Source organism: Serratia oryzae (genome assembly GCF_001976145.1).
Lineage (GTDB): Bacteria > Pseudomonadota > Gammaproteobacteria > Enterobacterales > Enterobacteriaceae > Chania > Chania oryzae.
On sequence record NZ_MOXD01000013.1, the window covers coordinates 95,330 to 116,664 of the forward strand.

Consider the following 21,335-nt stretch of genomic DNA (forward strand, 5'->3'; position numbering starts at 1 on the left):
TTTTATACCCTTATTTTCTAAGCTGCAGTGCTCATCGGCTGCAACTTAAGCCCGAGGTATAAGCTGAATCTGTTCATTAGGAAGGGGAGAATCATCACATGTCAGAACTAAAAATCGTCACTTTGCTGGGCAGTCTGCGTAAAGGTTCTTATAACGCCATGATCGCCCACAGCTTACCCAAGCTGGCACCGCATGGTGTCACCATCGAGGCACTTCCCTCGATTCGCGATATCCCTCTTTATGACGCAGACCGACAGCAAGAAGATGGCTTCCCAGCCACCATTGAAGCAATTGCAGAGCAGATCCGCCAGGCTGACGGGGTGATTATCGTCACACCAGAATACAACTACTCGGTTCCCGGCGGCCTGAAAAATGCCATCGACTGGCTGTCTCGCCTGCCCAATCAGCCGCTGGCCGGCAAGCCGGTTGCTATTCAAACCAGTTCCATGGGGCCGATCGGCGGCGCACGTTGCCAGTATCATCTGCGCCAGATCCTGGTCTTTCTTGATGCCATGGTCATGAATAAACCCGAATTTATGGGAGGAGTGATCCAGAGCAAGGTTGATGAGCAGGCGGGGGCATTGGTGGATCAGGGTACGTTGGATTTTCTGGCTGGCCAACTGTCTGCATTCAGCGATTATATTCGTCGCGTTAAGTAAACTTTCCTGCGGCGTCTTCTATACAGAAAACAGAAAGGCGCCGCTCTTGGAAGTGACCGCACCATTTCATGTAGTAGAAAGCAAAGTAACACTATTATGCGTTTTTTTATTCTAGCCATCATTGTGGTCTTCACCGCCAGTTCGCAGCTTGCGGCAGAAAGACGTTATCCTGCCGGAGAAGAACCGGTAGAGCTTCCTCCGCACAGTTCGCTGAATGCGCTGTTGCCGCGGCTTGGCTATAGCCAGGAAGATAGAAAGACTGAGGCTATGTCGCTGTATCTGAGGCTGATGCGCGAAGATGATCGAAACGTCTGGGCACCCTATCAACTGGCCGCCTCCTCGGCAGAAAAGGGCCAAACCGAGCTTGCAGAGCGTTATCTGCAATTAAGCGCCAAGCGTGGGCTGTGGTATTACTATAATCTGCTGGAAGACAGCGCATTTGAGAGTATTCAGCAAGGTGAAACCTACCGCTCTATCCTTGCCGAAACCAAGACCCGCTATCTGCAATACGCTTCACAGTTTGAAGGTCAAGCCTCTTATGCCGTCCCCAACGGCGAACCACCGTCTGAAGGCTGGCCGACCATCGTCTACCTGCACGCCTATGGTCAGGCTGCCGCAATTCATCCACAAGACCGATTGCTGTTTGCAGAAGCCGGTGTCGCCTATATTGAGCTGAATGGCACCCAGATGCTGGCGGAGAACAACTTCCGCTGGTCAAATTACAGCGATGAAAGCACCCAAAGCGCTATCCAGCGTGCTCTGCAAAAGTTAACGCCGCTATTGAAGCTTAACCCCAACCAGGTGTACCTGACCGCTCGTGGGCAAGGAGCTCTGCACGGTGCCAATCTAATGGCTAAATATCCGCAGTTTTATGCAGGTGCCCTGCTGATTGCTCCAAACGGTGAGATCGCTCCGGCCAAGCATTCATTGGCCGAAAATAAGCGGATTATGATCGCGTATTACGATCGGCAGAATTTCGACGATCGGGCTCTGGCACTGTATTTCGCCGATCTGTTCAACGAAAGTAATCAGGTCGAGCTTGAGCATTTTGCCCAGGGAGAGGATGCGATCGGTGGTTGGCAGGTACGTTTTAATCAGCCATTACGCTGGGTGATGGGCAAAACGGCGGATGCATCGCCGGGGCTCTGATGTAAAGAAGCCCAGCAAGCTGGGCCGAGGTTGATGACAAAGTGGCTTTTAAACCCGAGATACCCGGGCCTAGCGCACCGAGGGGCGCTCCGGCGGCTTACGCCGCTACGACCCCTTCGGCACGCTCTCCCTAATAACGGGCTTTGTCAGCAGTCTGAACCCAGCAAGCTGGGCCTCTTTTCTGCACTCAATGCCCGTCAACAAACGCGATTTTAAGCACAAACAGCAGCGCTACCACGACCACGCATGGGCTGATCTCGCGCCAGCGGCCAGTGCCGAGCTTCATCACGCAGTAAGAGATAAAGCCCAGCGCAATGCCTTCGGTAATCGAGAAGCTGAAAGGCATCATGGCGGCGGTGACAAAGGCCGGAACCGCTTCGGTCATGTCTTCCCACTTCACGCGCGCCAGGCTGGAGGTCATCAGCACCCCGACGTAGATCAACGCACCGGCAGCGGCATAGGCGGGCACCATCCCCGCTAGCGGCGACAGGAAGATCACCAGCAGGAACAGAATCCCCACCACCACCGCAGTGAGGCCCGTGCGGCCACCGATGGAAACGCCAGCGGAGCTTTCAATATAGGCCGTCACCGAAGAGGTGCCGATGAATGAACCGGCGACCGAGCTGATGCTGTCAACGTACAGCGCCTGCTTCATGCGTGGGAATTGACCTTTATCATCCGTCAACCCGGCTTTATCGGTCACGCCAATCAATGTGCCTGAAGAGTCAAACAGGTTAACCAGCATAAAGGCGAAGATCACCCCAGCCAGGCTGAGATTCAACGCGCCAGCCAGATCCACCTGCCCCACCACGGTAGTGATATCCGGCGGCATGGAGAATACACCACCGTATTTCACATCACCCAGCATCCAGCCGATCAGCGTAGTGACCACGATGGAAACCAGCACCGCCGCATGGATATTGCGTGAAGCCAGCACCGCAATGATAAAGAAGCCCAGCGCCCCAAGCAGCACGCTGTGGGAGGTCAGGTTACCTACCGCCACCAGCGTATCCGGGTTAGCCACCACAATACCGGCATTCTTCAGCCCCATCATGGCGATAAACAGGCCGATACCACTGGTGATACCCACGCGCAAACTCAGCGGGATATTGGCAATCATCCAGTAACGAATACGGAACACGGTCAACAGCAGTAGGCCAACGGCGCCCCAGAAAATCGCCCCCATGCCAACCTGCCATGAAATCCCCATCGCCCCTACCACCACAAACGCGAAGAAAGCGTTCAGGCCCATCGCCGGTGCCAGCGCGACCGGCAGGTTAGCCAGCAGCCCCATCAAGATGCTGCCGAAAGCGGCGATCAGGCAGGTGGTCACAAACACCGCCTGAGTATCCATGCCCGCCGCACCCAGGATCTGGGGGTTAACGAACACGATGTATACCATGGTTAAAAAGGTGGTAATACCGGCAATCGTTTCCGTTCTTGCCGTAGTGCCATGTTGCTTGAGTTTAAACACACGCTCAAGCAAGCCTTGCTTTGCATCAAGGCTGATGTCTTGTTTGCTCATTATCAGAATTCCGAAGAGGGGAATGGACTGTCGGGCGCTATCCTATAACAAAATGTTGCCGTTTTGACCTTGCTCACCGGCTTTTTTCACCCGCTTTTTGGCTGAAATTTTCAACGGCTTGTATTTATTGATATTCATCGTCAATAAATGTTTAAAGGGTCGCAATCCTGCACAATCCGGTTAAAGTGGCAACAATCATGGCTTAATTGAGGACCTTACCCCCATGAATCAGGTTGAATGTGTGTTATTTGATTGCGACGGCACGTTAGTAGACAGCGAAGTTTTGTGCAGTAAAGCCTATGTGCACATGTTTGCGCACTTTGGCATTACGCTCGCGCTGGAAGAGGTGTTCAAGCAATTCAAAGGGATAAAACTGTACGAGATTATCGAACAGGTGAATGCCGAACAGGGTGTGAATTTACCGGTCAGTGAGCTGGAGCCGGTTTACCGCCAGGAAGTCGCGCGCCTATTTGACGCCGAGCTGCAACCCATCGCCGGGGCACGCGAGCTGTTGGCGCAGATGGCAGCGCCAATGTGCACCGTTTCCAACGGCCCAGTGAGCAAAATGCAGCATTCGCTGGGGCTGACCGGCATGCTGTCCTATTTTGATGACCGGTTGTTCAGCGGCTACGATATTCAACGCTGGAAGCCCGATCCGGCCATCGTGTTCCACGCGGCAAAACAGATGCAGGTGCCGGTTGAGCGCTGCATTCTGGTGGATGATTCCGCAGCCGGTGCTCAGGCGGGTATTGCTGCCGGGATCCCGGTGTTTTACTTCTGCGCCGATCCACACAATAAACCGATCGCGCATCCGTTGGTGACCACGTTTGACGATCTGGCCCAGTTACCCGCGCTGTGGCAACAGCGTGGCTGGCAGCTTACGCGTTAACCACGGCGGCCTCAGTCGGTTCCCCCCGGCCAATTTCTGCCCGTAGCCAATCGTGGAAGTAGCGCACGCGCGGCAGTTCCCGCTTACCGGGCGGGATCTCCAGCCAATAGCCGTTGGTGCTTTTCAGCTCCAACGGTGAAAGCAGCACCAGCAAACCACTGTGCAATTCATTGCGGATCATCATTTTATCCAGCACCGCGTAACCCGCGCCGGTGATACAGGCATTGATCACCTGATCCTGGGTACTGAACTCCAACCCCCCTTGCTCCTGCACTTCTGTGCGCCCAGCCGCCGCCAGCCAGCGTTGCCAGGTATCCATACGGTTATCACCATTGAGAATATGCAGCTGCGGCTGCGTATTCAGCGGGGGGAAAACACCGTTAATCATCAGCAACGGGCTGCCCACCAGCACCAGTTGTTCATGGCACAGCCATTCATCGCCAAAACGCTCTGCCCACTCACCAAAACGCACCGCGCAGTCAAAATCGCAGTACTTTTGCCGCGCTTCGCTGATCAGGGCGATCTGCAATTGGCTATTGCGCTGACGCAGCGTAACCAGGCGCGGTGCCAGCCAACGGGTGGCAAACGTGGGGGCCACCTGCAACCGCAGGTGCTGTAAAGGGTTGTGCAACTGCACGTGGCGCACGCCTTCTTCCAGAATGTCCAGCGATTGCCGCACCACCGGCAGTAGCAGCATGGCATCCTGAGTCAGCGCCAGGCCGCTGTGGCTACGCACAAACAGTAACTTACCGAGAAACTCCTCCAACTGCTTGATCTGGCGGCTGGCTGCACTCTGAGTAATAAACAGCGCTTCAGCTGCTTTGCTGAAACTCAGCGTCCGGCAGGTTTCTTCAAATACGCGCAACATACTGAGCGATGGCAGCTTTCTCACGATCCACAAACCTCTGCATCATTTCCTTGATTGTTAACGACATGTTGCCAATCTGGTGGGTTTCATGCCTACCCGCAGCATTTATCTCCGTAAAACCAGAGGCAGATCACATGCATTTTCCGCTGAGGGGTATGACTAAAACGCACTCGCTTAGCGCCCCCCTCGCTGCCACATTGTTAACGCAATAAAAACAAAAAACCAACATCACACCTACAGACCCTAAATAACTCAGGTTGCAGGAGCAAGTAGCGCACCTGCAGCGTGAAGTATGACGGGTATAAACACCGCTCCAACAGGAGGACAGGTCAATGCAACATCTGACACAACAATCTATCCGTATGGATGACGTGCCGTTAAACCGTTTCCATATCAAGATCGCGGGGCTGACCTTCGGCGCCCACTTCACCGACGGCTACGTGCTGGGCGTTATCGGTTTCGCTCTGGCACAAATCAAACCGCAAATGGGTGTTTCCGCTTTCTGGGAAGGGATGCTAGGGAGCTCCGCTCTGATTGGTTTGTTTATCGGTAGCCTGATGTTTGGCTGGATTTCCGATTACATCGGCCGCCAGAAAATCTTCTCTTTCAGTTTTATTATCATCACGCTCGCTTCCGCACTGCAGTTCTTTGTGAACACGCCAGAACAATTATTCCTGCTGCGCGTGATGATAGGCATCGGCTTAGGGGGGGATTTTGCGGTGGGGCACACCATGCTGGCCGAATTCTCACCACGTAAACATCGAGGCGTGCTGCTCGGCGCGTTCAGCGTGGTCTGGACATTTGGCTACGTTGGCGCGGGGATCGCTGGCCATTTCCTGACGGCGATCGGCCCCGATGCCTGGCGCTGGCTGCTGTGCTCCTCCGCACTACCGGCGCTGGCGATTCTGCTGATGCGCATCGGCACGCCAGAATCACCACGCTGGCTGATGGGCAAAGGACGGCATGAACAGGCGATGGCAATCGTGCATAAGCATTTCGGGCCGAACGTGGCGCTCAACGATGAAGTACAGGCCGTGTCTCAGCAGCGTTTTCTGTCGCTGTTCGGTGCCAAATATCGCCGCCGCACCGCATTCAACAGCCTGTTTTTTGTCTGCCTAGTGATCCCTTATTTTTCGATCTACACCTTCCTGCCCTCGATTCTGCAAATCATGGGGCTGGACAATAACTTTGCTACCGATCTGCTGCTCAATGGCCTGCTGATCGTTGGCGCGTTATTAGGGATCGTGCTCACGGTGATCTGTTCACGCCGCGGGTTCCTGATCGGCTCCTTTATCTTTCTTGCGGCCTGTCTGGTGATGCTGAGCCTGATTCCTGCCAGCCAGACCGCTTGGCTGATCGCCATCTTTGCCGCTTTTACGCTGGTCATGTCGGCAGTCAGCAATCTGGTGGGCGTATTCCCAGCCGAAAGCTTCCCCACTGAAGTTCGCTCCATGGGGGTGGGTTTTTCCTTGTCAATCAGCCGGTTGGGTTCTGCTATCGGCACCAGCCTGCTGCCACTCTCGATTGCACATTACGGTATGCCCGCCACGACCGGCATGCTGGCATTGATTCTGATTATTGGCGCAATTGTTTCCATCGCCTGGGCACCGGAAACCAAAGGGCTGACGCTGGTGGATGCCGCACAGGACTCACAGCCTCAGGCAGAGAACGCATTCGCCGCAGTAGCGAAATAACATCATCTTGAAAAACAGGAGATCTTTTAGTGGAAATGTATATCGGTGAAGGCTTTGCAGGTAATGGCGTGAATGCCTCACACATCAATATCATGATCGGTCCGCGTAATGGCGTGGTCGGCCAAGCGTTCTCTGCCAGCCTGGCCTCGCCCAGCCAAGGCCACTGCCCGTTCATGGTGGTGATCAAGCCTAACGTCCCGGCCAAACCGATGACGCTGTACGTTAACAAAGCGGAAATCAGCGGTGAACTGCACGGCAACGCCACCTGGGGAGCCTCACAGGCGGCGATCGCCAAAGCGGTCACCGAGGCGCTGCTGGAAGGCATTCTGCCGGCTCAGGCCGAGGATGAATGGTGCATCGTCACCGCCAACTGGGTGAACCCTGGTTGTGACGATATTGATGAGGTTTACCGCAACAACTATCGTGCTTGTACTCAAGCGATCTATGCGGCGATGGAAAAATTACCAACGCGCCATCAGTTAACCCAAGCCTTGCCACAGTTGGGTAACCCGTTCTATACGCCAAAAGCCTGAGGAAAGTACCATGGAATACGTCAATCTTGGCCAGTGTGGCCTGAAAGTCTCGCGTTTGTGCCTGGGCACCATGAATATGGGCAGCAAGCAGTGGAAGCCGTGGATTTTTGATGAAGCGCAGAGCGAGCCATTGATCCGCCACGCCCTGGAGAACGGGATTAACTTTATCGATCTCGCCGACTTTTACTCCAGCGGCGCAGGGGAAGAAGTGGTCGGGCGGGTGATTAACCGCATCGCCAACCGTGACGAACTGGTGCTGACCACCAAAGTGGGCTACCCGATCGGCGCTGGCCTCAATAACCAAGGGCACTCACGCAAGCACATTATGGAGAGCATCGACGCCAGCCTGCGCCGCCTCGGCACCGACTACGTGGATATCTATATGCTGCACTACTTCGACGTCAACACGCCGATCGAAGAAACCTGGGCCGCCATGAACGATATCGTGCGCTCTGGCAAAGCGCGCTATGTGGGCGTTTCCACCATGACGACCTGGCAGTTGGCCAAGATCCTGTGGTGCTGTGAGCGTAACGGCTACGCCAAGCCGATCAACATGCAGCTGCAGCTTAACTGCGCTTACCGCGAAGAAGAGCGCGAAATGATCCCGTTCTGCCGCGATCAGGGGCTGGGCGTTTCGGTATTCAGCCCGCTGGCGCGCGGCTTGTTGAGCTGCGATTTCAATTCCGTGCGTAACAAAACCGACTTTTTCACCCAGGAAATGTATGCTGATGCCACTTCGCTTAACGTTGCACAGTCGGTCAGCCATGTCGCGCAACTGCGCGGTGTTCCCCCAGCACAGATCGCCCAGGCTTGGGTGATTAACCACCCTGGTGTGGATTGCATGCTGGTGGGCGCTGACTCCGTCCAACAGATCGACAGCGCGGTGGCGGCACTGAACACGCCACTTAGCGAAGACGAACGCTATGAATTAGAACGCAATTACACGCCGTGCGATCTGATTAACGACTACACCGCCGGTAAGCGGATTGCTCGCGAAAGCCGCCCGGCACGCGGTTTATTCGCCCTGGATAACGTAGAAAAAAGGAACATTGCATGACGGCTTATTCTTCACTGTTGCGCACCGGTTGGTATTGCAACGGGGCATGGCAAACCACAGCCCAAACCTATTCGGTGGACAACCCAGCCAACGGCGAAAAGGTGGCCGATGTGGCGCTGGCTGGCCGCGCAGAAACCACGGCGGCGATTGCCGCCGCAGCGGCCGCACTCCCGGCCTGGCGTGCGCTAACCGCCAAGGCGCGCGCAGAAATTTTGCAACGCTGGTTCCAGTTGATCATGCAGCATCAAAAAGCGCTGGCGGAATTGATGGTCACCGAGCAGGGCAAAGTGCTGAGCGAAGCGACCGGCGAAGTGGCCTATGCCGCCAGCTTTATCGAATGGTTTGCCGAAGAAGCCAAACGCGCCAACGGTAAAACCATTCCGGCAACCAAAGCAGGCAACCAGATCTTTACGTTCAAGGAGCCGGTTGGCGTGATTGCCGCCATCACCCCGTGGAACTTCCCGCTGGCGATGCTGACGCGCAAGCTCGGCCCAGCGCTGGCCGCTGGCTGCACGGCGGTAATAAAACCGGCCAATGAAACGCCGCTTTCGGCCTTTGCGCTGATCGTGCTGGCGGAACAGGCCGGAGTTCCTGCGGGCGTGATCAATGCGGTTTCCGGGGATACCGTGGCTATCGGTGAAACATTAATGGCCAGCCCGCTGGTGCGTAAAGTCTCCTTCACTGGCTCCACGCCTACCGGTAAATTATTGATGCGCCAGGCGGCCGATACGGTGAAAAAGCTGTCGTTGGAGCTGGGTGGCAATGCGCCGTTTATCGTGTTCGACGATGCGGATCTCGACGCCGCCGTGGCCGGTGCGATGGCAGCAAAATTCCGCAACAGCGGGCAAACCTGCGTGTGCGTTAACCGTTTCTATATTCAGGCCAGTATTTACGATCGCTTTGTCCAGAAGCTGACCGAAGCGGCTCAGGCGTTAAAAGTGGCACCGGGTATGACGCCGGGGGCGCAGCAGGGGCCGTTGATCCATCTGAAAGCGCTAGAAAAAGTAGAAGCCCACGTGCAGGATGCGCTGAAGCTGGGTGCCAAACTGATGTGCGGCGGCGAGCGCCATGCGCTGGGGGGATCGTTCTTCCAGCCCACCGTGCTGGCAGAGGCCAACGAACAGATGCAGTTGGCACATGAAGAAACCTTCGGCCCACTGGCCGCCTGTTTCCGCTTTAGCGATGAGCAAGAAGCCATTGAGCGCGCCAATGCGACGCCGTTCGGGCTGGCGGCTTATCTGTATACCCGCGATTTGGCGCGCGCCTTCCGCGTCAGCCAGGCGCTGGAAAGCGGCATGGTCGGCATCAACGAAGGGATTATCTCCACCGAAGTGGCACCTTTTGGTGGGGTGAAAGAGTCTGGCTTAGGGCGTGAAGGCTCGGACATTGGCCTGGATGAGTACATGGAAACCAAATACGTCAATCTGGGGCAGTTGCTGTAATGTTCACATATTGAGACAAGGGGTTCGAGTCATTGTTTCGGTCGCTAAGCATGTTCTGTTCACTTGGCTATGTGGTGAACGCGACCGAGCTGGGGGCTCAAGAGCCAGCCCCCAGCACCCCGGCCCTTGCCCTATCAGGCGGCCGCTGCGCGGCTACCCTCACTCCGCCACCGCGCATCACGGCCGGCTACGATTCACATCCCTGTTCATCTCGCCTAAAATCGCCCTCCATGGCGATTTTGCCTATGCGCCGTGTCTCCGTTCGGCGCCTTCAATGGCGTCAACACCTGTGCTCATCCCACCAACGATAGGTTTGACACGCTGTTATCAGCGAGATTGTAAAGGTTACCCGGTACTCACAGATTAGGGTGTTGACGTTAAGCGCATCATGGCCTGCTGAGCAAGACTTCGTTGCTAGGGGAAATCGGCCACGGACGGCCGATTTAGGCGAGACAGGAAGGGACGCCTGTCGTAGCCGACCCGCCCGGCAACGGGGGTGCAGCGAAGGTACCCGCGCAGCGGGCAGGGCGTGTTAAGCGTGGGCGCGGGTGCAGGGCCCCGCCTTGGGCCCTGCAATTGCCGCTCACTCTTGTTTCATGGGATTGCGCTCTGTTTACGGCAATTCCCATTACATCTTGCTTACAGAGACGAAGGAATTGTGTGTTACAGCGAGTTTAACTGGCCGATAACGCTGGCCGGTTGCGCCACCAGCGCCAGCCACGTTTCGGCACTTTGGCCTGTGGGCTGAAGCGCTTGTTCAGCGCGTTCGCCAAGATATCCAGCGTCAGGCAGAAGATGAAGTACACCAGCGCCACAAACAGAAACACCTCCATCGGGTACACCATACTGCGGTTATTCACCTGAGTTGCCAGGAAGGTCAGTTCACCGACGCCAACGATATAGGCCAGCGACGTATCTTTAATCAATGAGATCCACTGGTTGATAAACGAAGGCACCATCATGCGCAACGCCTGCGGCAGAACGATGAGCAACAGCACCTGCCAGCGGTTCAACCCCAAAGAGAGCCCTGCCTGCCACTGCCCGGCACCGATGGCGACGATCCCCGCCTTTACGGCATGGGCCAGATAGGCCGCGGCGATCAGCGCCAGCGCGCACACTACGGTGGTGATTTCCGGGATATCGACTCCAAACACCATCGGCAGCAGGAAATAGGTCCAGAAAATCAGCATGATCACCGGGATGGCGCGGAAAAACCCTAACACCGCCGCCAGTAGCCCAGCCAACGCACCGCGCGACATCGCCAGCGCCACGCCCAGCAAAGTGCCCAAGATCGCCGAGGCGACCCCGGCCATCAGGCTGATCGCTAACGTCAATGCCGCACCGCCCAGAGGCCCATCAGGGAAAGTCCCCCACAGCAGGTAGCCTAAGTTTTCCTGAATAACGGTGAAATCCATCTTAGTGCCCCCCAAGCGGTTTGCGCTGTTGGCGCCACATGCCCCAGCCTTCCAGCAGGGCGATAATAGCGATATACAGCACCGTCGCCACGCCAAACGCCTGGAAGGTGCGCAAGGTTTCGGTTTCTACCTGGCGCGAAGCGTAAGACAGCTCCGCCACGCCGATGGCCATGGTCAGGGAGGAGTTCTTGATCAGGTTCATGTACTGCCCCAGCAGCGGCGGGAAAGCGATTTTCAGCGCCTGCGGCAACACCACATAGCGCATAGATTGCCAGCCGGTCAGCCCCAGCGCGTTGGCGGCGTGCTTTTGCCCGGCGGCAACGCCACGGATACCGGAGCGGATCTCTTCGGCAATAAAGGCAGTGGAATAGAGCGTCAGGCCAAAGAAACCCGCCAGAAACTCAAACGAGGGCCATTCGAGCCATCCCAACGCATGTGGAGCATTTAGCCACTGCATCGCGCCTGAGGGCAGGATTTGCCCGGCGGCGAAATACCAGAAGAACAGTTGCACCAGCAGGGGAGTATTACGAAATAGCGCGCTGTAAGCCACCGCCAGCCAGCTTAAGGGGCGCAGGGGGCTATCGCGCATAGCGGCCAGAGCAAATCCCAGCAGCGTGGCAGCCAGCCCGGCGCAGGCCGATAGCCAGAGCGTCAGCAGGAAGCCATGCCAGAGCCAGCTCAGATAGTGCGGTGCCAGCAGCCAATCTGAGAGTTGTTGCAAATTCATGTGCGGTATTTCCCCTCACCGGTGCCCTCCCCAACCGGAGAGGGCACCGGGAGATTAGGCTTTAGGCTGTTGATCCAACGGGCCAATCTTGAAGCTGCCACGCGGCTGAGCGGAGTTGGTTTCCGGGCCGAACCAGCGATCGTAAAGCTTCACCGCTTCACCGTCTTGTTCCAGCTTGATCAGCGTATCGTTAATGGTGGCGGTCAGGCGCTCTTCACCCTTAGGAATGCCAACGCCCTGGTACTCTTTGGTGATGCTGAACGGGGAAATCTCAAAATCCGCTTTTTGCGCAGCAGGCAGGTTGCCCAACAGACCAACCAGCTTGGCGTCGTCCTGAGTAATCGCCTGTACGTTGCCGTTGCGCAGTGCAACAAACGCCAGCGGCGTATCGTCGTAAGAGATCACTTTCGCGGTGGGGTAATGCTCGCGCAGGGTAATTTCCTGCACCGTGCCTTTATCTGCACCAATGCGCAGTTTCTTGATGTCTTCCGGGGTTTTCAGCACGCCTTTATGAGCAATAAACTTCTGGCCGGTGGCGAAATAGGGCACGCTGAAGTTCACTTCTTTGGCGCGTTCATCGGTAATGGTGAAGTTAGCGGCGATCAGATCGACCTTGTTGGACACCAGCAGAGGAATACGGTTGGCCGGGTTGGTGGCACGCAGTTCGACTTTTACGCCCAGCGCTTTACCAATGGCATCTGCCACATCCACGTCATAGCCCACCAGCTTTTTGCTTTGCGGGTCGATGTAGCCAAACGGCGGGTTACTGTCGAATACCGCAATGCGCACCACACCGGCTTTTTTAATGTCGTCGAGTTTATCGGCATGGGCAGCCCCCACAACAAGGCTGGTCAGGCTGGCTAACAGAGTTAAAGCTAAAACGCGCTGTTTCATGAGAGGCTCCTAAAAGGATTGATGTTCTGCTGATCGACAAGCTAGCAAGCCTCACTTAGGTCAGGAAATAATATTAAACGCTATATTTATAACTATTTTAACTTTGCGGCTTTTAAATGTACAAAAGGCGCTGTTTTCAGCGCCTTTGTAGGTAACTCATTGGGGGATTTACGCTTTTTTCTCGTCTTTGCTTTCAGACAGCAGCGTTTCCAGCGCATCGCCGCCCAGATGACGGAAATCCTGGCCTTTAACGAAGTAGAAGATAAATTCGCAGATATTCTGGCAGCGATCGCCGATACGCTCGATTGAGCGGGCGCAGAACAGCGCGGTCAGCACGCTTGGAATGGTGCGCGAATCTTCCATCATGTAGGTCATCAGTTGACGCACGATGCCTTCATATTCCTGGTCGACTTTTTTATCTTCACGGTAGATGCGGATCGCTTCATCCAGATCCATACGCGCAAAGGCATCCAGCACGTCGTGCAGCATCTGCACGGTATGGCGGCCAAGCGACTCCAGGCTCACCAGCAATGGTTGGTGCTGATGGGAAAATTTCTCCAACGCGGTGCGGCAGATTTTGTCCGCCACGTCGCCGATGCGCTCCAGCTCGGAAATAGTTTTGATGATCGCCATCACCAGGCGCAGATCGCTGGCCGTTGGCTGGCGTTTGGCAATGATGCGTACGCAGGCTTCGTCGATCGCCACTTCCATCATGTTGACCTTGGCATCGCCTTCGATCACGCGCTTGGCCAACTCACCGTCCTGATTATGCATCGCGGTGATCGCGTCAGTCAGCTGTTGTTCCACCAGCCCGCCCATGGTCAACACCTGGGTGCGGATGTGCTCGAGCTCTGCGTTGAACTGACCGGAAATATGTTTGTTTAAATTCAGGTTATCCATGATGCATCCTCATCAACCATAACGGCCAGTAATGTAATCTTCGGTCTGCTTCTTCTGCGGCGCAGTGAACAGGGTGTCAGTATCACTGAACTCGATCAACTCACCCAGATACATAAATGCGGTGGAATCAGAACAGCGCGCCGCCTGCTGCATATTGTGGGTCACGATCACCACGGTATAGTCAGACTTCAGCTCGCTGATCAGCTCTTCAATTTTACCGGTAGAGATCGGATCCAGCGCCGAGCAAGGTTCATCCAGCAACAGCACTTCCGGGCGAATGGCAATACCGCGCGCAATGCACAAGCGCTGCTGCTGGCCGCCGGACAGGCTGTAGCCGCTCTGATGCAGCTTGTCTTTGGTTTCAGTCCACAGCGCCGCTTTGGTCAGTGCCCACTGCACGCGCTCGTCCATATCGGCACGCGACAGTTTCTCGAACAGGCGTACGCCAAAGGCAATGTTGTCGTAAATCGACATCGGGAACGGCGTCGGTTTCTGGAATACCATGCCCACTTTGGCGCGCAGCAGGGCAATATCCTGGTTATCGGTCAGAATATTTTGTCCATCCAGCAGGATACCGCCTTCAGCACGTTGTTCAGGATAGAGCTGGTACATCTTGTTGAAGGTGCGCAGCAGCGTGGATTTACCACAGCCGGACGGGCCGATAAATGCGGTGACCTTATTCTTGGCAATATCCAGCGTAATGTTTTTCAGCGCATGGAATTTGCCATAGTAAAAGTTCAGATCGCGTACCTGAATTTTGCTGCTGGAAGTAGAGTCAACCATACTCATCAAGACTTCTCTCTTTTCACCGCGCCAGCCAAGCCAGCGCTTAAATTTTTATGAATGCTTTTTCTTGGCGAAAACCACACGCGCCAGGATATTCAGTAACAGTACGCACAGGGTGATCAACAGCACCCCAGCCCAGGCCAGCTGTTGCCATTCGGCAAACGGGCTCATGGCGAATTTGAAAATGGTCACCGGCAGGTTGGCGATCGGCTGCATCAAATCCGTGCTCCAGAACTGGTTCGACAGCGAAGTGAACAGCAGCGGCGCGGTTTCCCCCGCAATACGGGCGATCGCCAGCAGCACGCCGGTGATAATGCCGGAAACCGAGGCCTTTAAGGTGATCGCCGAGATCATGCGCCATTTCGGCGTGCCCAAGGCATAGGCCGCTTCACGCAGTGTATCCGGCACCAGTTTGAGCATGTTCTCGGTGGTGCGGATCACAATCGGGATCTGCAACAGGGCCAGCGCGATAATCCCCGCCCAGCCGGAGAAGTGTTGCATTTTCGCCACCACCACGGTGTAAACGAACAGGCCCACCACGATCGACGGCGCAGACAGCAGAATGTCGTTGATAAAGCGGATCACTTCCGCCAGCCAGGATTTACGGCCGTATTCTGCCAGGTAGATCCCCGCCATAATGCCGAGCGGCGTACCGAAAATGGTTGCCCACAGGATCAGCAGGCCGCTGCCGGCGATGGCGTTAGCCAGGCCGCCACCGGCGGTATTCGGCGGTGGTGTCATCTCAGTGAACAGCGCCAGCGACATGCCGTCGATGCCTTTGGTCACGGTAGAAAACAGGATCCACACCAGCCAGAACAGGCCAAATACCATGGTCGCCATCGACAGAAACAGCGCCAGGCGGTTTTTCTGGCGGCGCCAGGCCTGCATTTTGCGGCGGCTTTCAGCCAGCGCTGCGGAGTTTTGCATATCCATCGTTGCCACGTTAGCGTCCCTCGTTCTTAGCCAGGCGCAAAATCATAAACTTCGACAGCGCCAGGACGATAAAGGTGATAACAAACAGGATCAGCCCCAACTGCATCAGTGCAGAAGTGTGCAGCCCAGACTCCGCTTCCGCGAATTCGTTAGCCAGCGCCGAGGTAATACTGTTGCCCGGCATAAACAGCGAGAAGCTGTCGAGCTGGTAGGTGTTGCCGATGATAAAGGTCACCGCCATGGTTTCCCCCAGCGCACGCCCGAGCCCGAGCATGATGCCGCCAATCACGCCGTTTTTGGTGAAAGGCAGCACGATGCGCCAGATCACTTCCCAGGTGGTGCAGCCGATGCCGTAAGCCGACTCCTTCATCATCACCGGGGTTTGTTCAAACACGTCGCGCATTACTGCGGCAATGTAGGGAATAATCATGATCGCCAGGATCACACCGGCGGCCAAGATCCCGATACCAAACGCCGGGCCGGAGAACAACTCACCGACAATCGGGATACCGGAAAGCACGTTGCCAACCGGTGTCTGGAAATATTGGGCAAAAAGCGGGGCAAACACGAACAGGCCCCACATGCCGTAAACAATGCTAGGGATCGCCGCCAGCAGCTCAATAGCGATGCCCAGCGGGCGTTTGAGCCAGTTGGGTGCCAGCTCGGTCAGGAACAGGGCGATACCAAAACTGACCGGTACGGCGATGATCAAGGCAATCAGCGAGGTCACCACCGTGCCGTAGATCGGCACCAGCGCACCAAACTGTTCAGCCGGGGCATCCCACTCTTTGGTCCACAGGAAGGCGAAGCCGAACTTCTGCATGCTTGGCCAGGAGGCGATAATTAGCGAAACAATAATGCCGCCCAGCAACAATAGGGTAACCAGCGCTGCCAGTTTAACCAGCGCGCCGAAGATAATGTCACCATTTTTACTTGGTGGTTTAATGGTCGGCCTAGATCCAGCCATAGATTACTCTTCTGTTAAAGCTTGGAGGGCCCAGCACGCTGAGCCCTGACACATCAGGCTGAGGCGCGGCCTATGCCGCACCCCCTGCATAGTTAGAACAACGCTTTACCGGAACTGTCTTTGATATTAGTTCTCCAGGCAGCACGGATTTGCTCAACCACTTCTGGTGGTAATGTGGCGTAATCCAGTTCGCTGGCCTGTTTGGCACCGGTTTTGTAAGCCCAGTCAAAGAACTTCAGCACTTCTGCGCCTTGTTCTGGCTTCTTCTGCTCTTTGTGTACCAGGATAAAGGTGGTGGAGGTGATCGGCCAGACGTTGTCGCCTTTCTGGTTGGTCAGGTCCTGAGCAAAAGTTTTACTCCAGTCCGCGCCTTTGGCCGCTGCGCTGAAGCTCTCTTCAGTGGGGCTGACCGGCTGGCCGTCTGCTGACACCAGTTTAGTGTAAGCCAGGTTATTTTGCTTGGCATAGGCGTATTCAACATAACCGATAGAGCCAGGCAGGCGCTGAACAAACGCCGCGATACCGTCATTCCCCTTGCCACCCAGGCCAGTCGGCCAGTTAACGGTTGAACCTGCACCGATTTTCTCTTTCCACTGTGCGTTAGCTTTAGACAGGTAGCTGGTGAAGACGAAAGAGGTGCCGGAACCGTCTGCGCGGCGTACCACCGCAATGTTCTGATCCGGTAGCTTCACGCCAGGGTTCAGCTTAACGATCGCCGGGTCATTCCATTTTTTGATGTTACCCAGGTAGATATCACCCAAGGTTTGACCATCCAGGGTCAGTTCGCCGGATTTGATGCCCGGAATGTTCACTGCCAACACCACGCCGCCAATCACGGTAGGGAACTGAAACAGGCCGTCTGCAGCCAGTTTGTCGTCAGACAGCGGGGCATCGGAAGCGCCAAAGTCAACGGTGTTGGCGATGATTTGCTTCACGCCGCCAGAGGAGCCGATCCCCTGATAGTTAACTTTGTTGCCGGTTTCTTTCTGATAAGAATCTGCCCACTTGGCGTAAACCGGAGCGGGGAATGTCGCACCTGCACCGGTCAGGCTAGCAGCAGCGAACGCAGACACAGAGGCCAGGGAAAAAGTCGCTGCCACAATACTGGCGACGGTGGTACGCATCAGTTTCATAATCCCTCCTAATGGGATATTCAAAAATCAACTTTGAGTTGTTTTCATCAGAGTAAGTATTGTTGCAAGAGGGAAAATAGGACAGTTTAGTGACAGAAAAATGTACGAAATATGACAGTTATATTACAGTCACCCCAAAAACAGGTTAATTAACTTAAAAATCATCAAGATAATAATATCTTACTGGCAGATTTTCACTGCCAGCCGGGTTTAAATCCGCATATTATTACGCCGTTCACGCCTAGAAATAATAGGTAAGCGACATTTGCCAACGCCGTTCTGGCCGCACCGGTTCCACCTGCGATGCTTCAAAACGATAGATTTTCTGCCACTGTAAGGCCAGATCCACCGGGCCAATATGACGACGGACTTCGGCAAACCCCATATTCCGCTGCTGTTGCAGATCGCGCTGCCAGATCGCGTTAATATCGTAATGATCAACGATATCTTTCCAGTAGGCCTGGAGCAGCACGGAGCGACGGGGCATCAGCCAGTTTTGTGCCTGTAATGGGGCCTCACCAAAAGAAACTCCCCCTTGAGCCAGGGCATAAGGAGGTTGGCTGGCAAGGAAATCCAGCGCCCGCCGGTTATCAGCGCTGCCGTTATAATGGCCCTCAGCGCGCAGCGTTAAGCGATTTTCCCCACTCCAGGTCACCCCATAAGCCAGGCGATTACGCCAGCGGCTTTCCTGCAATGACTCAGGCAATGCGGTTTGCCAACCGTAAGGCTGACGCCCTCCGGCCCACTCGGTGTAGAGCAGCGTGGAATGGGAGAGCACCCGTGAAAGGTTGAAACCCAACTGCGGCGAGCGGCCTTGCTCAGCGAGCAGTAACCCTTGCGGGTTCAGATTTTCCGCCCATTTATAGCTGCCCACCAGCAATAGACGCTGCCTGGGGTTGCTGGCCCCCCAATCCAGGCTGGCACTTTGCTGGCTTGGACGATCGCTGAGCTTAGGCGACCAGATGGCGGTCAACGCGGCTTGATCCCACAAATATTGCCAACGCAGCATGGCATTACCCAGGCGGTTATTTCTCAACGTTTCTGGGTCGGCAGAGGTTACAGAGCGCACCGTGCCCTCGCCAAGAAAATCGGTAGGGTTATAACCGAATGCCAAGCCATAGCGCGTGTTGACGCGCCCTGCATCCAGCAGTAAACGCGGCGTTACACGATAAGTCAGATAGGCTTCTTTTAGCGAGTTCACGCTGCTGTCACTGCGTAAACCCGGGGAGAAACGGCTATCAAAACGGTTAGCCAGCACAAAGCGCCAGTCCTGAGAGGGAGTGATCGCCAGAGGAGCATCCCAGCGCAGATCGAGCGAAACTCGCTGCTGGTTGCCGCCATTCTCATTCACGCTGCTGGCCGCTTCAGCCGACATGTTGAGCTTTTTGCTCTCCGTGGAAGAGAATTTCGTGTTGTCGGCCAGATCCAAAGCGGCCAGCGTGGCATCTTCTCCATAGGCTGAGTGGCCACACAGAACCGATAACGCCGCTATCCATGATAAAGAAGAGTGTCGCGCTTTCTTCATCCGTCAGTCATCCTTGAAGTGCGGCAGGTAATCACGCTGCAGCCAGGCCTCTGGAACGTCATACCAGGCAAAATCCTGGTGCTTGAGCACGGTAACCAATTGCGAATTTATGCCATCGATAATCACCGCTTCCGTTGGGCGGCTTCCACCCAGCACCGGCTGGTAACCACGGAAATAGGTGGTCTTGAGCAAACTGCCGTTAACGGCATAAAACTCGGCTTTACAGCTTTTGAAATCCTGTTTATCAACCCAAAGCTCCATAGAGGGATAGGCGGCGTCAGAATTGCGCGCCACCAGATGCAGGCGATAACAGTCCCGCAGCTGCCGTTCTCCATCCAATACCTGCTCTTCTTTCACTAAGGTGGCCTGATAGTCGTAATTCCAGTTTGCCGTCACTACGTCACCGTTGGCAGCCTGCCCCAACAGGCGCTGCTGGGGGGAAATAGGCACGCTAGCCTGGCTGGCAGGATCATACAGCCACAGATCTTGGCCGCTCTTCAGCGTTAACTTACCGGCATCCCGCTGAGGGCTGACAAACTTCACCAGACTGCGAAACTGGCCGCTCGGATAGGCGCGGGAATAGAGACGCAAAGTGCTGGTTTCAAACTGCTTGCCGTTTTTATAGCTGACCAGGGTAGTGCTCAAGCTGAAAGAGCGGCTCGGGTTACGAACCTCATCGCTTTTTTTCAAGATGTCTTGAGCGCTGAGCGTAGCCAATGCTTGGCCGCTGGCAAACAGGCTGAACAACAGGCCAGAGATCAATGAGAATCTCATCATGATGTGAATCTTCCTTGTAAGTAAAACAATAACTTCCCATCCTCCATTACGATGGGATCAAGCATGTCGCAGAGCTTGGACGATACGAACGTTTGCCGCTCGCCGGGCAGGCCACCAAGATGAAAACACCGCAGCAACCATCAGAATCGCCAGAACGCTTAGCAGCATCGTCCATTCCCCCCAGATCCTTATCTTGATTGGGATTGGCGCAATCACCCCAGGTGGATGCCAGGTCAGGCCCGAGCGATTAATGAGATAGGCCAGAAACAGTGAAAGAGTAATCCCGGTAATACAGCCGATTATACCCAGTAAAACGCCTTCATTAAGAAACAAACGCTGGATGTCCTGACGCTTAAGCCCCACCGCTCGTAGCGTACCGATCTCAATCGTGCGCTCCAGAACCGCCATGCTCATGGTGTTACTGATGGTGAACAACGCAATACATAAAATCAGTGCCAGCAGAAAATGAAATATCTTACCGAACATATCCAGGATCTGGTTATATAACGGCTGTAACTGAGAAAAATCATAAACAACCAAGGGTTCATCAACCAGCGTGGTTTTGAATAACTGCTGCAGACGAGCGCGAGCCGCTTCCAGTTGTTCCGTACTACGCAGCTGCAGAGTAATGGCCGTGACGCCCGGTTGACTACGACCAAACACCAGTTGCTGAGCTTGTGCCAGATGAATACCAACGTAGCTGTCATCCAACTCTCTGGCGGCCTGCGGCTGCACGCCCTCGACCTTTGCACGAATGATATTAGGTGCTCCACCAACCGAGGCCGCCAACAGTTCGATTTGATCTCCAGTTGGCGGCTTCCTTTCCTCCCGCGTCTGCTGAGCGAGTTGCATCAGATCGTCAGGAAGCACCGTCGTATTGTTATCTACCGGAGGTGCCGAACTACCACAGGGTTGGTCAGTAACAAAATCACATAACTGCAGCATCCGCGCCACGCCTGCGCCGATCATGGCGGCATCGGGGGCATGTTCGTTGAGTGTCCTCTCCTGTCTCCCTTTGCCGAGATGATACTCATCCCATTTGTTCAACGCTGCTTGACCCACAGCTTCGCTGCCGTAAATCAATACGGGACGGGAAGTGCCAGCCGCATAATTTCCGGCGATACCATTCAGGATCAGCACCGGGGTTTTAACCACCACCATCTGGCTTAGCTCGGGATCCTGCTCAATCAGCGCCATGATTTTCTGGTAGTTTTTGATACTGTACTCTGCCGGGTTGGCCGAACCATTCAGCAAGTAATCCTTATGCTGTATTTGCAGATGGCCGGTGTCACGAACAAAGGTAGTTTGCAGACTGTATTCAATGGAACGGTTGTAGCCACCAAACAGCAAAATGCCGACGGCACCGACGGTGATCGCGCAAAGAGTCGATAGCGTCCGGCGTCTGTTACGCAGTAAGTTGCGTAAGGCCAGCTTGAATGTTTGCATAATAATTTTCTCCAGC

20 protein-coding genes are annotated in these 21,335 nt (G+C 55.2%); 7 read left to right on the forward strand and 13 right to left on the reverse strand.

The annotated features are described in order from the left end of the window. The first annotated feature begins 98 nt into the window (after positions 1-98). Positions 99-659 carry an NADPH-dependent FMN reductase gene (locus tag BMI79_RS19750; RefSeq protein WP_076943844.1) on the forward strand — a complete coding sequence of 187 codons (561 nt, stop codon included), beginning with the start codon at positions 99-101 and terminating at the stop codon, positions 657-659. A gap of 96 nt (positions 660-755) precedes the next feature. Then, the gene (locus BMI79_RS19755; RefSeq protein ID WP_076943845.1) at positions 756-1,808 is read left to right on the forward strand and encodes an alpha/beta hydrolase; all 1,053 of its coding nucleotides are present in this window, start codon (positions 756-758) and stop codon (positions 1,806-1,808) included. 187 nt (positions 1,809-1,995) lie between these two features. Here the strand turns inward: BMI79_RS19755 and BMI79_RS19760 are convergent, their stop codons facing one another. After that, positions 1,996-3,333 (reverse strand): NCS2 family permease, encoded by a 1,338-nt coding sequence (locus BMI79_RS19760; protein WP_076943846.1) that lies wholly within the window; start codon positions 3,331-3,333, stop codon positions 1,996-1,998. A 223-nt stretch (positions 3,334-3,556) separates the two neighbouring features. On the opposite strand from BMI79_RS19760, the gene yieH reads away from it, so the two are divergent. After that, positions 3,557-4,222 (forward strand): 6-phosphogluconate phosphatase, encoded by a 666-nt coding sequence (gene yieH, locus BMI79_RS19765; protein WP_076943848.1) that lies wholly within the window; start codon positions 3,557-3,559, stop codon positions 4,220-4,222. Here the strand turns inward: yieH and BMI79_RS19770 are convergent. Beyond that, positions 4,212-5,114, reverse strand: a complete 903-nt coding sequence (locus BMI79_RS19770) for a LysR substrate-binding domain-containing protein (protein WP_076943899.1) — start codon at positions 5,112-5,114, stop codon at positions 4,212-4,214. The genes yieH and BMI79_RS19770 overlap by 11 nt on opposite strands. Positions 5,115-5,422: 308 nt before the next feature. Here BMI79_RS19770 and BMI79_RS19775 point away from each other — a divergent pair, with 308 nt between their 5' ends. From BMI79_RS19775 to BMI79_RS19790, 4 genes are read left to right on the forward strand one after another with little or no spacing between them, the layout of a single operon-like run. Then, entirely contained in the window at positions 5,423-6,784 is a 1,362-nt protein-coding gene (locus tag BMI79_RS19775) for an MFS transporter (RefSeq protein ID WP_076943849.1), read from the forward strand. Positions 6,785-6,813: 29 nt separating this feature from the next. After that, positions 6,814-7,317, forward strand: a complete 504-nt coding sequence (gene fae / locus BMI79_RS19780) for a formaldehyde-activating enzyme (protein ID WP_083704498.1) — start codon at positions 6,814-6,816, stop codon at positions 7,315-7,317. A 10-nt stretch (positions 7,318-7,327) separates the two neighbouring features. Continuing rightward, positions 7,328-8,374, forward strand: coding sequence for an aldo/keto reductase (locus tag BMI79_RS19785; RefSeq protein ID WP_076943852.1), 1,047 nt, complete (start codon positions 7,328-7,330; stop codon positions 8,372-8,374). Continuing rightward, positions 8,371-9,816: an NAD-dependent succinate-semialdehyde dehydrogenase gene (locus tag BMI79_RS19790; RefSeq protein WP_076943853.1), complete on the forward strand. Its 1,446-nt coding sequence runs from the start codon at positions 8,371-8,373 to the stop codon at positions 9,814-9,816. The genes BMI79_RS19785 and BMI79_RS19790 overlap by 4 nt, the downstream gene beginning before the upstream one ends. Positions 9,817-10,490: 674 nt before the next feature. Here BMI79_RS19790 and BMI79_RS19795 read toward each other — a convergent pair. The 11 genes from BMI79_RS19795 to BMI79_RS19845 form a co-directional block, all read right to left on the reverse strand. Beyond that, positions 10,491-11,231, reverse strand: a complete 741-nt coding sequence (locus BMI79_RS19795; RefSeq protein ID WP_076943855.1) for an amino acid ABC transporter permease — start codon at positions 11,229-11,231, stop codon at positions 10,491-10,493. A gap of 1 nt (position 11,232) precedes the next feature. Then, positions 11,233-11,958 (reverse strand): amino acid ABC transporter permease, encoded by a 726-nt coding sequence (locus BMI79_RS19800; RefSeq protein WP_076943856.1) that lies wholly within the window; start codon positions 11,956-11,958, stop codon positions 11,233-11,235. Positions 11,959-12,012: 54 nt separating this feature from the next. Beyond that, positions 12,013-12,852: an ABC transporter substrate-binding protein gene (locus tag BMI79_RS19805; RefSeq protein WP_076943858.1), complete on the reverse strand. Its 840-nt coding sequence runs from the start codon at positions 12,850-12,852 to the stop codon at positions 12,013-12,015. 168 nt (positions 12,853-13,020) lie between these two features. Continuing rightward, entirely contained in the window at positions 13,021-13,752 is a 732-nt protein-coding gene (phoU, locus tag BMI79_RS19810) for a phosphate signaling complex protein PhoU (protein ID WP_076943859.1), read from the reverse strand. Between the two features lie 12 nt (positions 13,753-13,764). Continuing rightward, a complete protein-coding gene (gene pstB / locus BMI79_RS19815) occupies positions 13,765-14,535 on the reverse strand; it encodes a phosphate ABC transporter ATP-binding protein PstB (protein ID WP_369794942.1) in 771 nt (256 codons plus the stop codon). A 54-nt stretch (positions 14,536-14,589) separates the two neighbouring features. After that, positions 14,590-15,480, reverse strand: a complete 891-nt coding sequence (gene pstA, locus BMI79_RS19820; protein ID WP_076943860.1) for a phosphate ABC transporter permease PstA — start codon at positions 15,478-15,480, stop codon at positions 14,590-14,592. A 1-nt stretch (position 15,481) separates the two neighbouring features. Then, entirely contained in the window at positions 15,482-16,438 is a 957-nt protein-coding gene (gene pstC / locus BMI79_RS19825; protein ID WP_076943862.1) for a phosphate ABC transporter permease PstC, read from the reverse strand. 92 nt (positions 16,439-16,530) lie between these two features. Next, positions 16,531-17,571 carry a phosphate ABC transporter substrate-binding protein PstS gene (pstS, locus tag BMI79_RS19830; RefSeq protein WP_076943863.1) on the reverse strand — a complete coding sequence of 347 codons (1,041 nt, stop codon included), beginning with the start codon at positions 17,569-17,571 and terminating at the stop codon, positions 16,531-16,533. A gap of 241 nt (positions 17,572-17,812) precedes the next feature. Then, a complete protein-coding gene (locus BMI79_RS19835; protein WP_076943864.1) occupies positions 17,813-19,096 on the reverse strand; it encodes a hypothetical protein in 1,284 nt (427 codons plus the stop codon). A gap of 3 nt (positions 19,097-19,099) precedes the next feature. Then, positions 19,100-19,873 (reverse strand): outer membrane lipoprotein-sorting protein, encoded by a 774-nt coding sequence (locus BMI79_RS19840; RefSeq protein ID WP_197091789.1) that lies wholly within the window; start codon positions 19,871-19,873, stop codon positions 19,100-19,102. Positions 19,874-19,930: 57 nt separating this feature from the next. Continuing rightward, complete coding sequence (locus tag BMI79_RS19845) at positions 19,931-21,319, reverse strand: ABC transporter permease (protein ID WP_076943866.1); 1,389 nt, start codon at positions 21,317-21,319, stop codon at positions 19,931-19,933. Positions 21,320-21,335 lie beyond the last annotated feature (16 nt).

Bases quoted from the DNA above. Each gene is read 5' to 3' on its own strand.
- BMI79_RS19750 (WP_076943844.1), top strand. From the start codon at position 99: ATGTCAGAACTAAAAATCGTCACTTTGCTGGGCAGTCTGCGTAAAGGT.
- BMI79_RS19755 (WP_076943845.1), top strand. From the start codon at position 756: ATGCGTTTTTTTATTCTAGCCATCATTGTGGTCTTCACCGCCAGTTCG.
- BMI79_RS19760 (WP_076943846.1), bottom strand. From the start codon at position 3,333: ATGAGCAAACAAGACATCAGCCTTGATGCAAAGCAAGGCTTGCTTGAG.
- yieH (WP_076943848.1), top strand. From the start codon at position 3,557: ATGAATCAGGTTGAATGTGTGTTATTTGATTGCGACGGCACGTTAGTA.
- BMI79_RS19775 (WP_076943849.1), top strand. From the start codon at position 5,423: ATGCAACATCTGACACAACAATCTATCCGTATGGATGACGTGCCGTTA.
- BMI79_RS19785 (WP_076943852.1), top strand. From the start codon at position 7,328: ATGGAATACGTCAATCTTGGCCAGTGTGGCCTGAAAGTCTCGCGTTTG.
- BMI79_RS19790 (WP_076943853.1), top strand. From the start codon at position 8,371: ATGACGGCTTATTCTTCACTGTTGCGCACCGGTTGGTATTGCAACGGG.
- BMI79_RS19795 (WP_076943855.1), bottom strand. From the start codon at position 11,231: ATGGATTTCACCGTTATTCAGGAAAACTTAGGCTACCTGCTGTGGGGG.
- BMI79_RS19800 (WP_076943856.1), bottom strand. From the start codon at position 11,958: ATGAATTTGCAACAACTCTCAGATTGGCTGCTGGCACCGCACTATCTG.
- BMI79_RS19805 (WP_076943858.1), bottom strand. From the start codon at position 12,852: ATGAAACAGCGCGTTTTAGCTTTAACTCTGTTAGCCAGCCTGACCAGC.
- phoU (WP_076943859.1), bottom strand. From the start codon at position 13,752: ATGGATAACCTGAATTTAAACAAACATATTTCCGGTCAGTTCAACGCA.
- pstB (WP_369794942.1), bottom strand. From the start codon at position 14,535: ATGGTTGACTCTACTTCCAGCAGCAAAATTCAGGTACGCGATCTGAAC.
- pstC (WP_076943862.1), bottom strand. From the start codon at position 16,438: ATGGCTGGATCTAGGCCGACCATTAAACCACCAAGTAAAAATGGTGAC.
- pstS (WP_076943863.1), bottom strand. From the start codon at position 17,571: ATGAAACTGATGCGTACCACCGTCGCCAGTATTGTGGCAGCGACTTTT.
- BMI79_RS19835 (WP_076943864.1), bottom strand. From the start codon at position 19,096: ATGAAGAAAGCGCGACACTCTTCTTTATCATGGATAGCGGCGTTATCG.
- BMI79_RS19840 (WP_197091789.1), bottom strand. From the start codon at position 19,873: ATGATGAGATTCTCATTGATCTCTGGCCTGTTGTTCAGCCTGTTTGCC.
- BMI79_RS19845 (WP_076943866.1), bottom strand. From the start codon at position 21,319: ATGCAAACATTCAAGCTGGCCTTACGCAACTTACTGCGTAACAGACGC.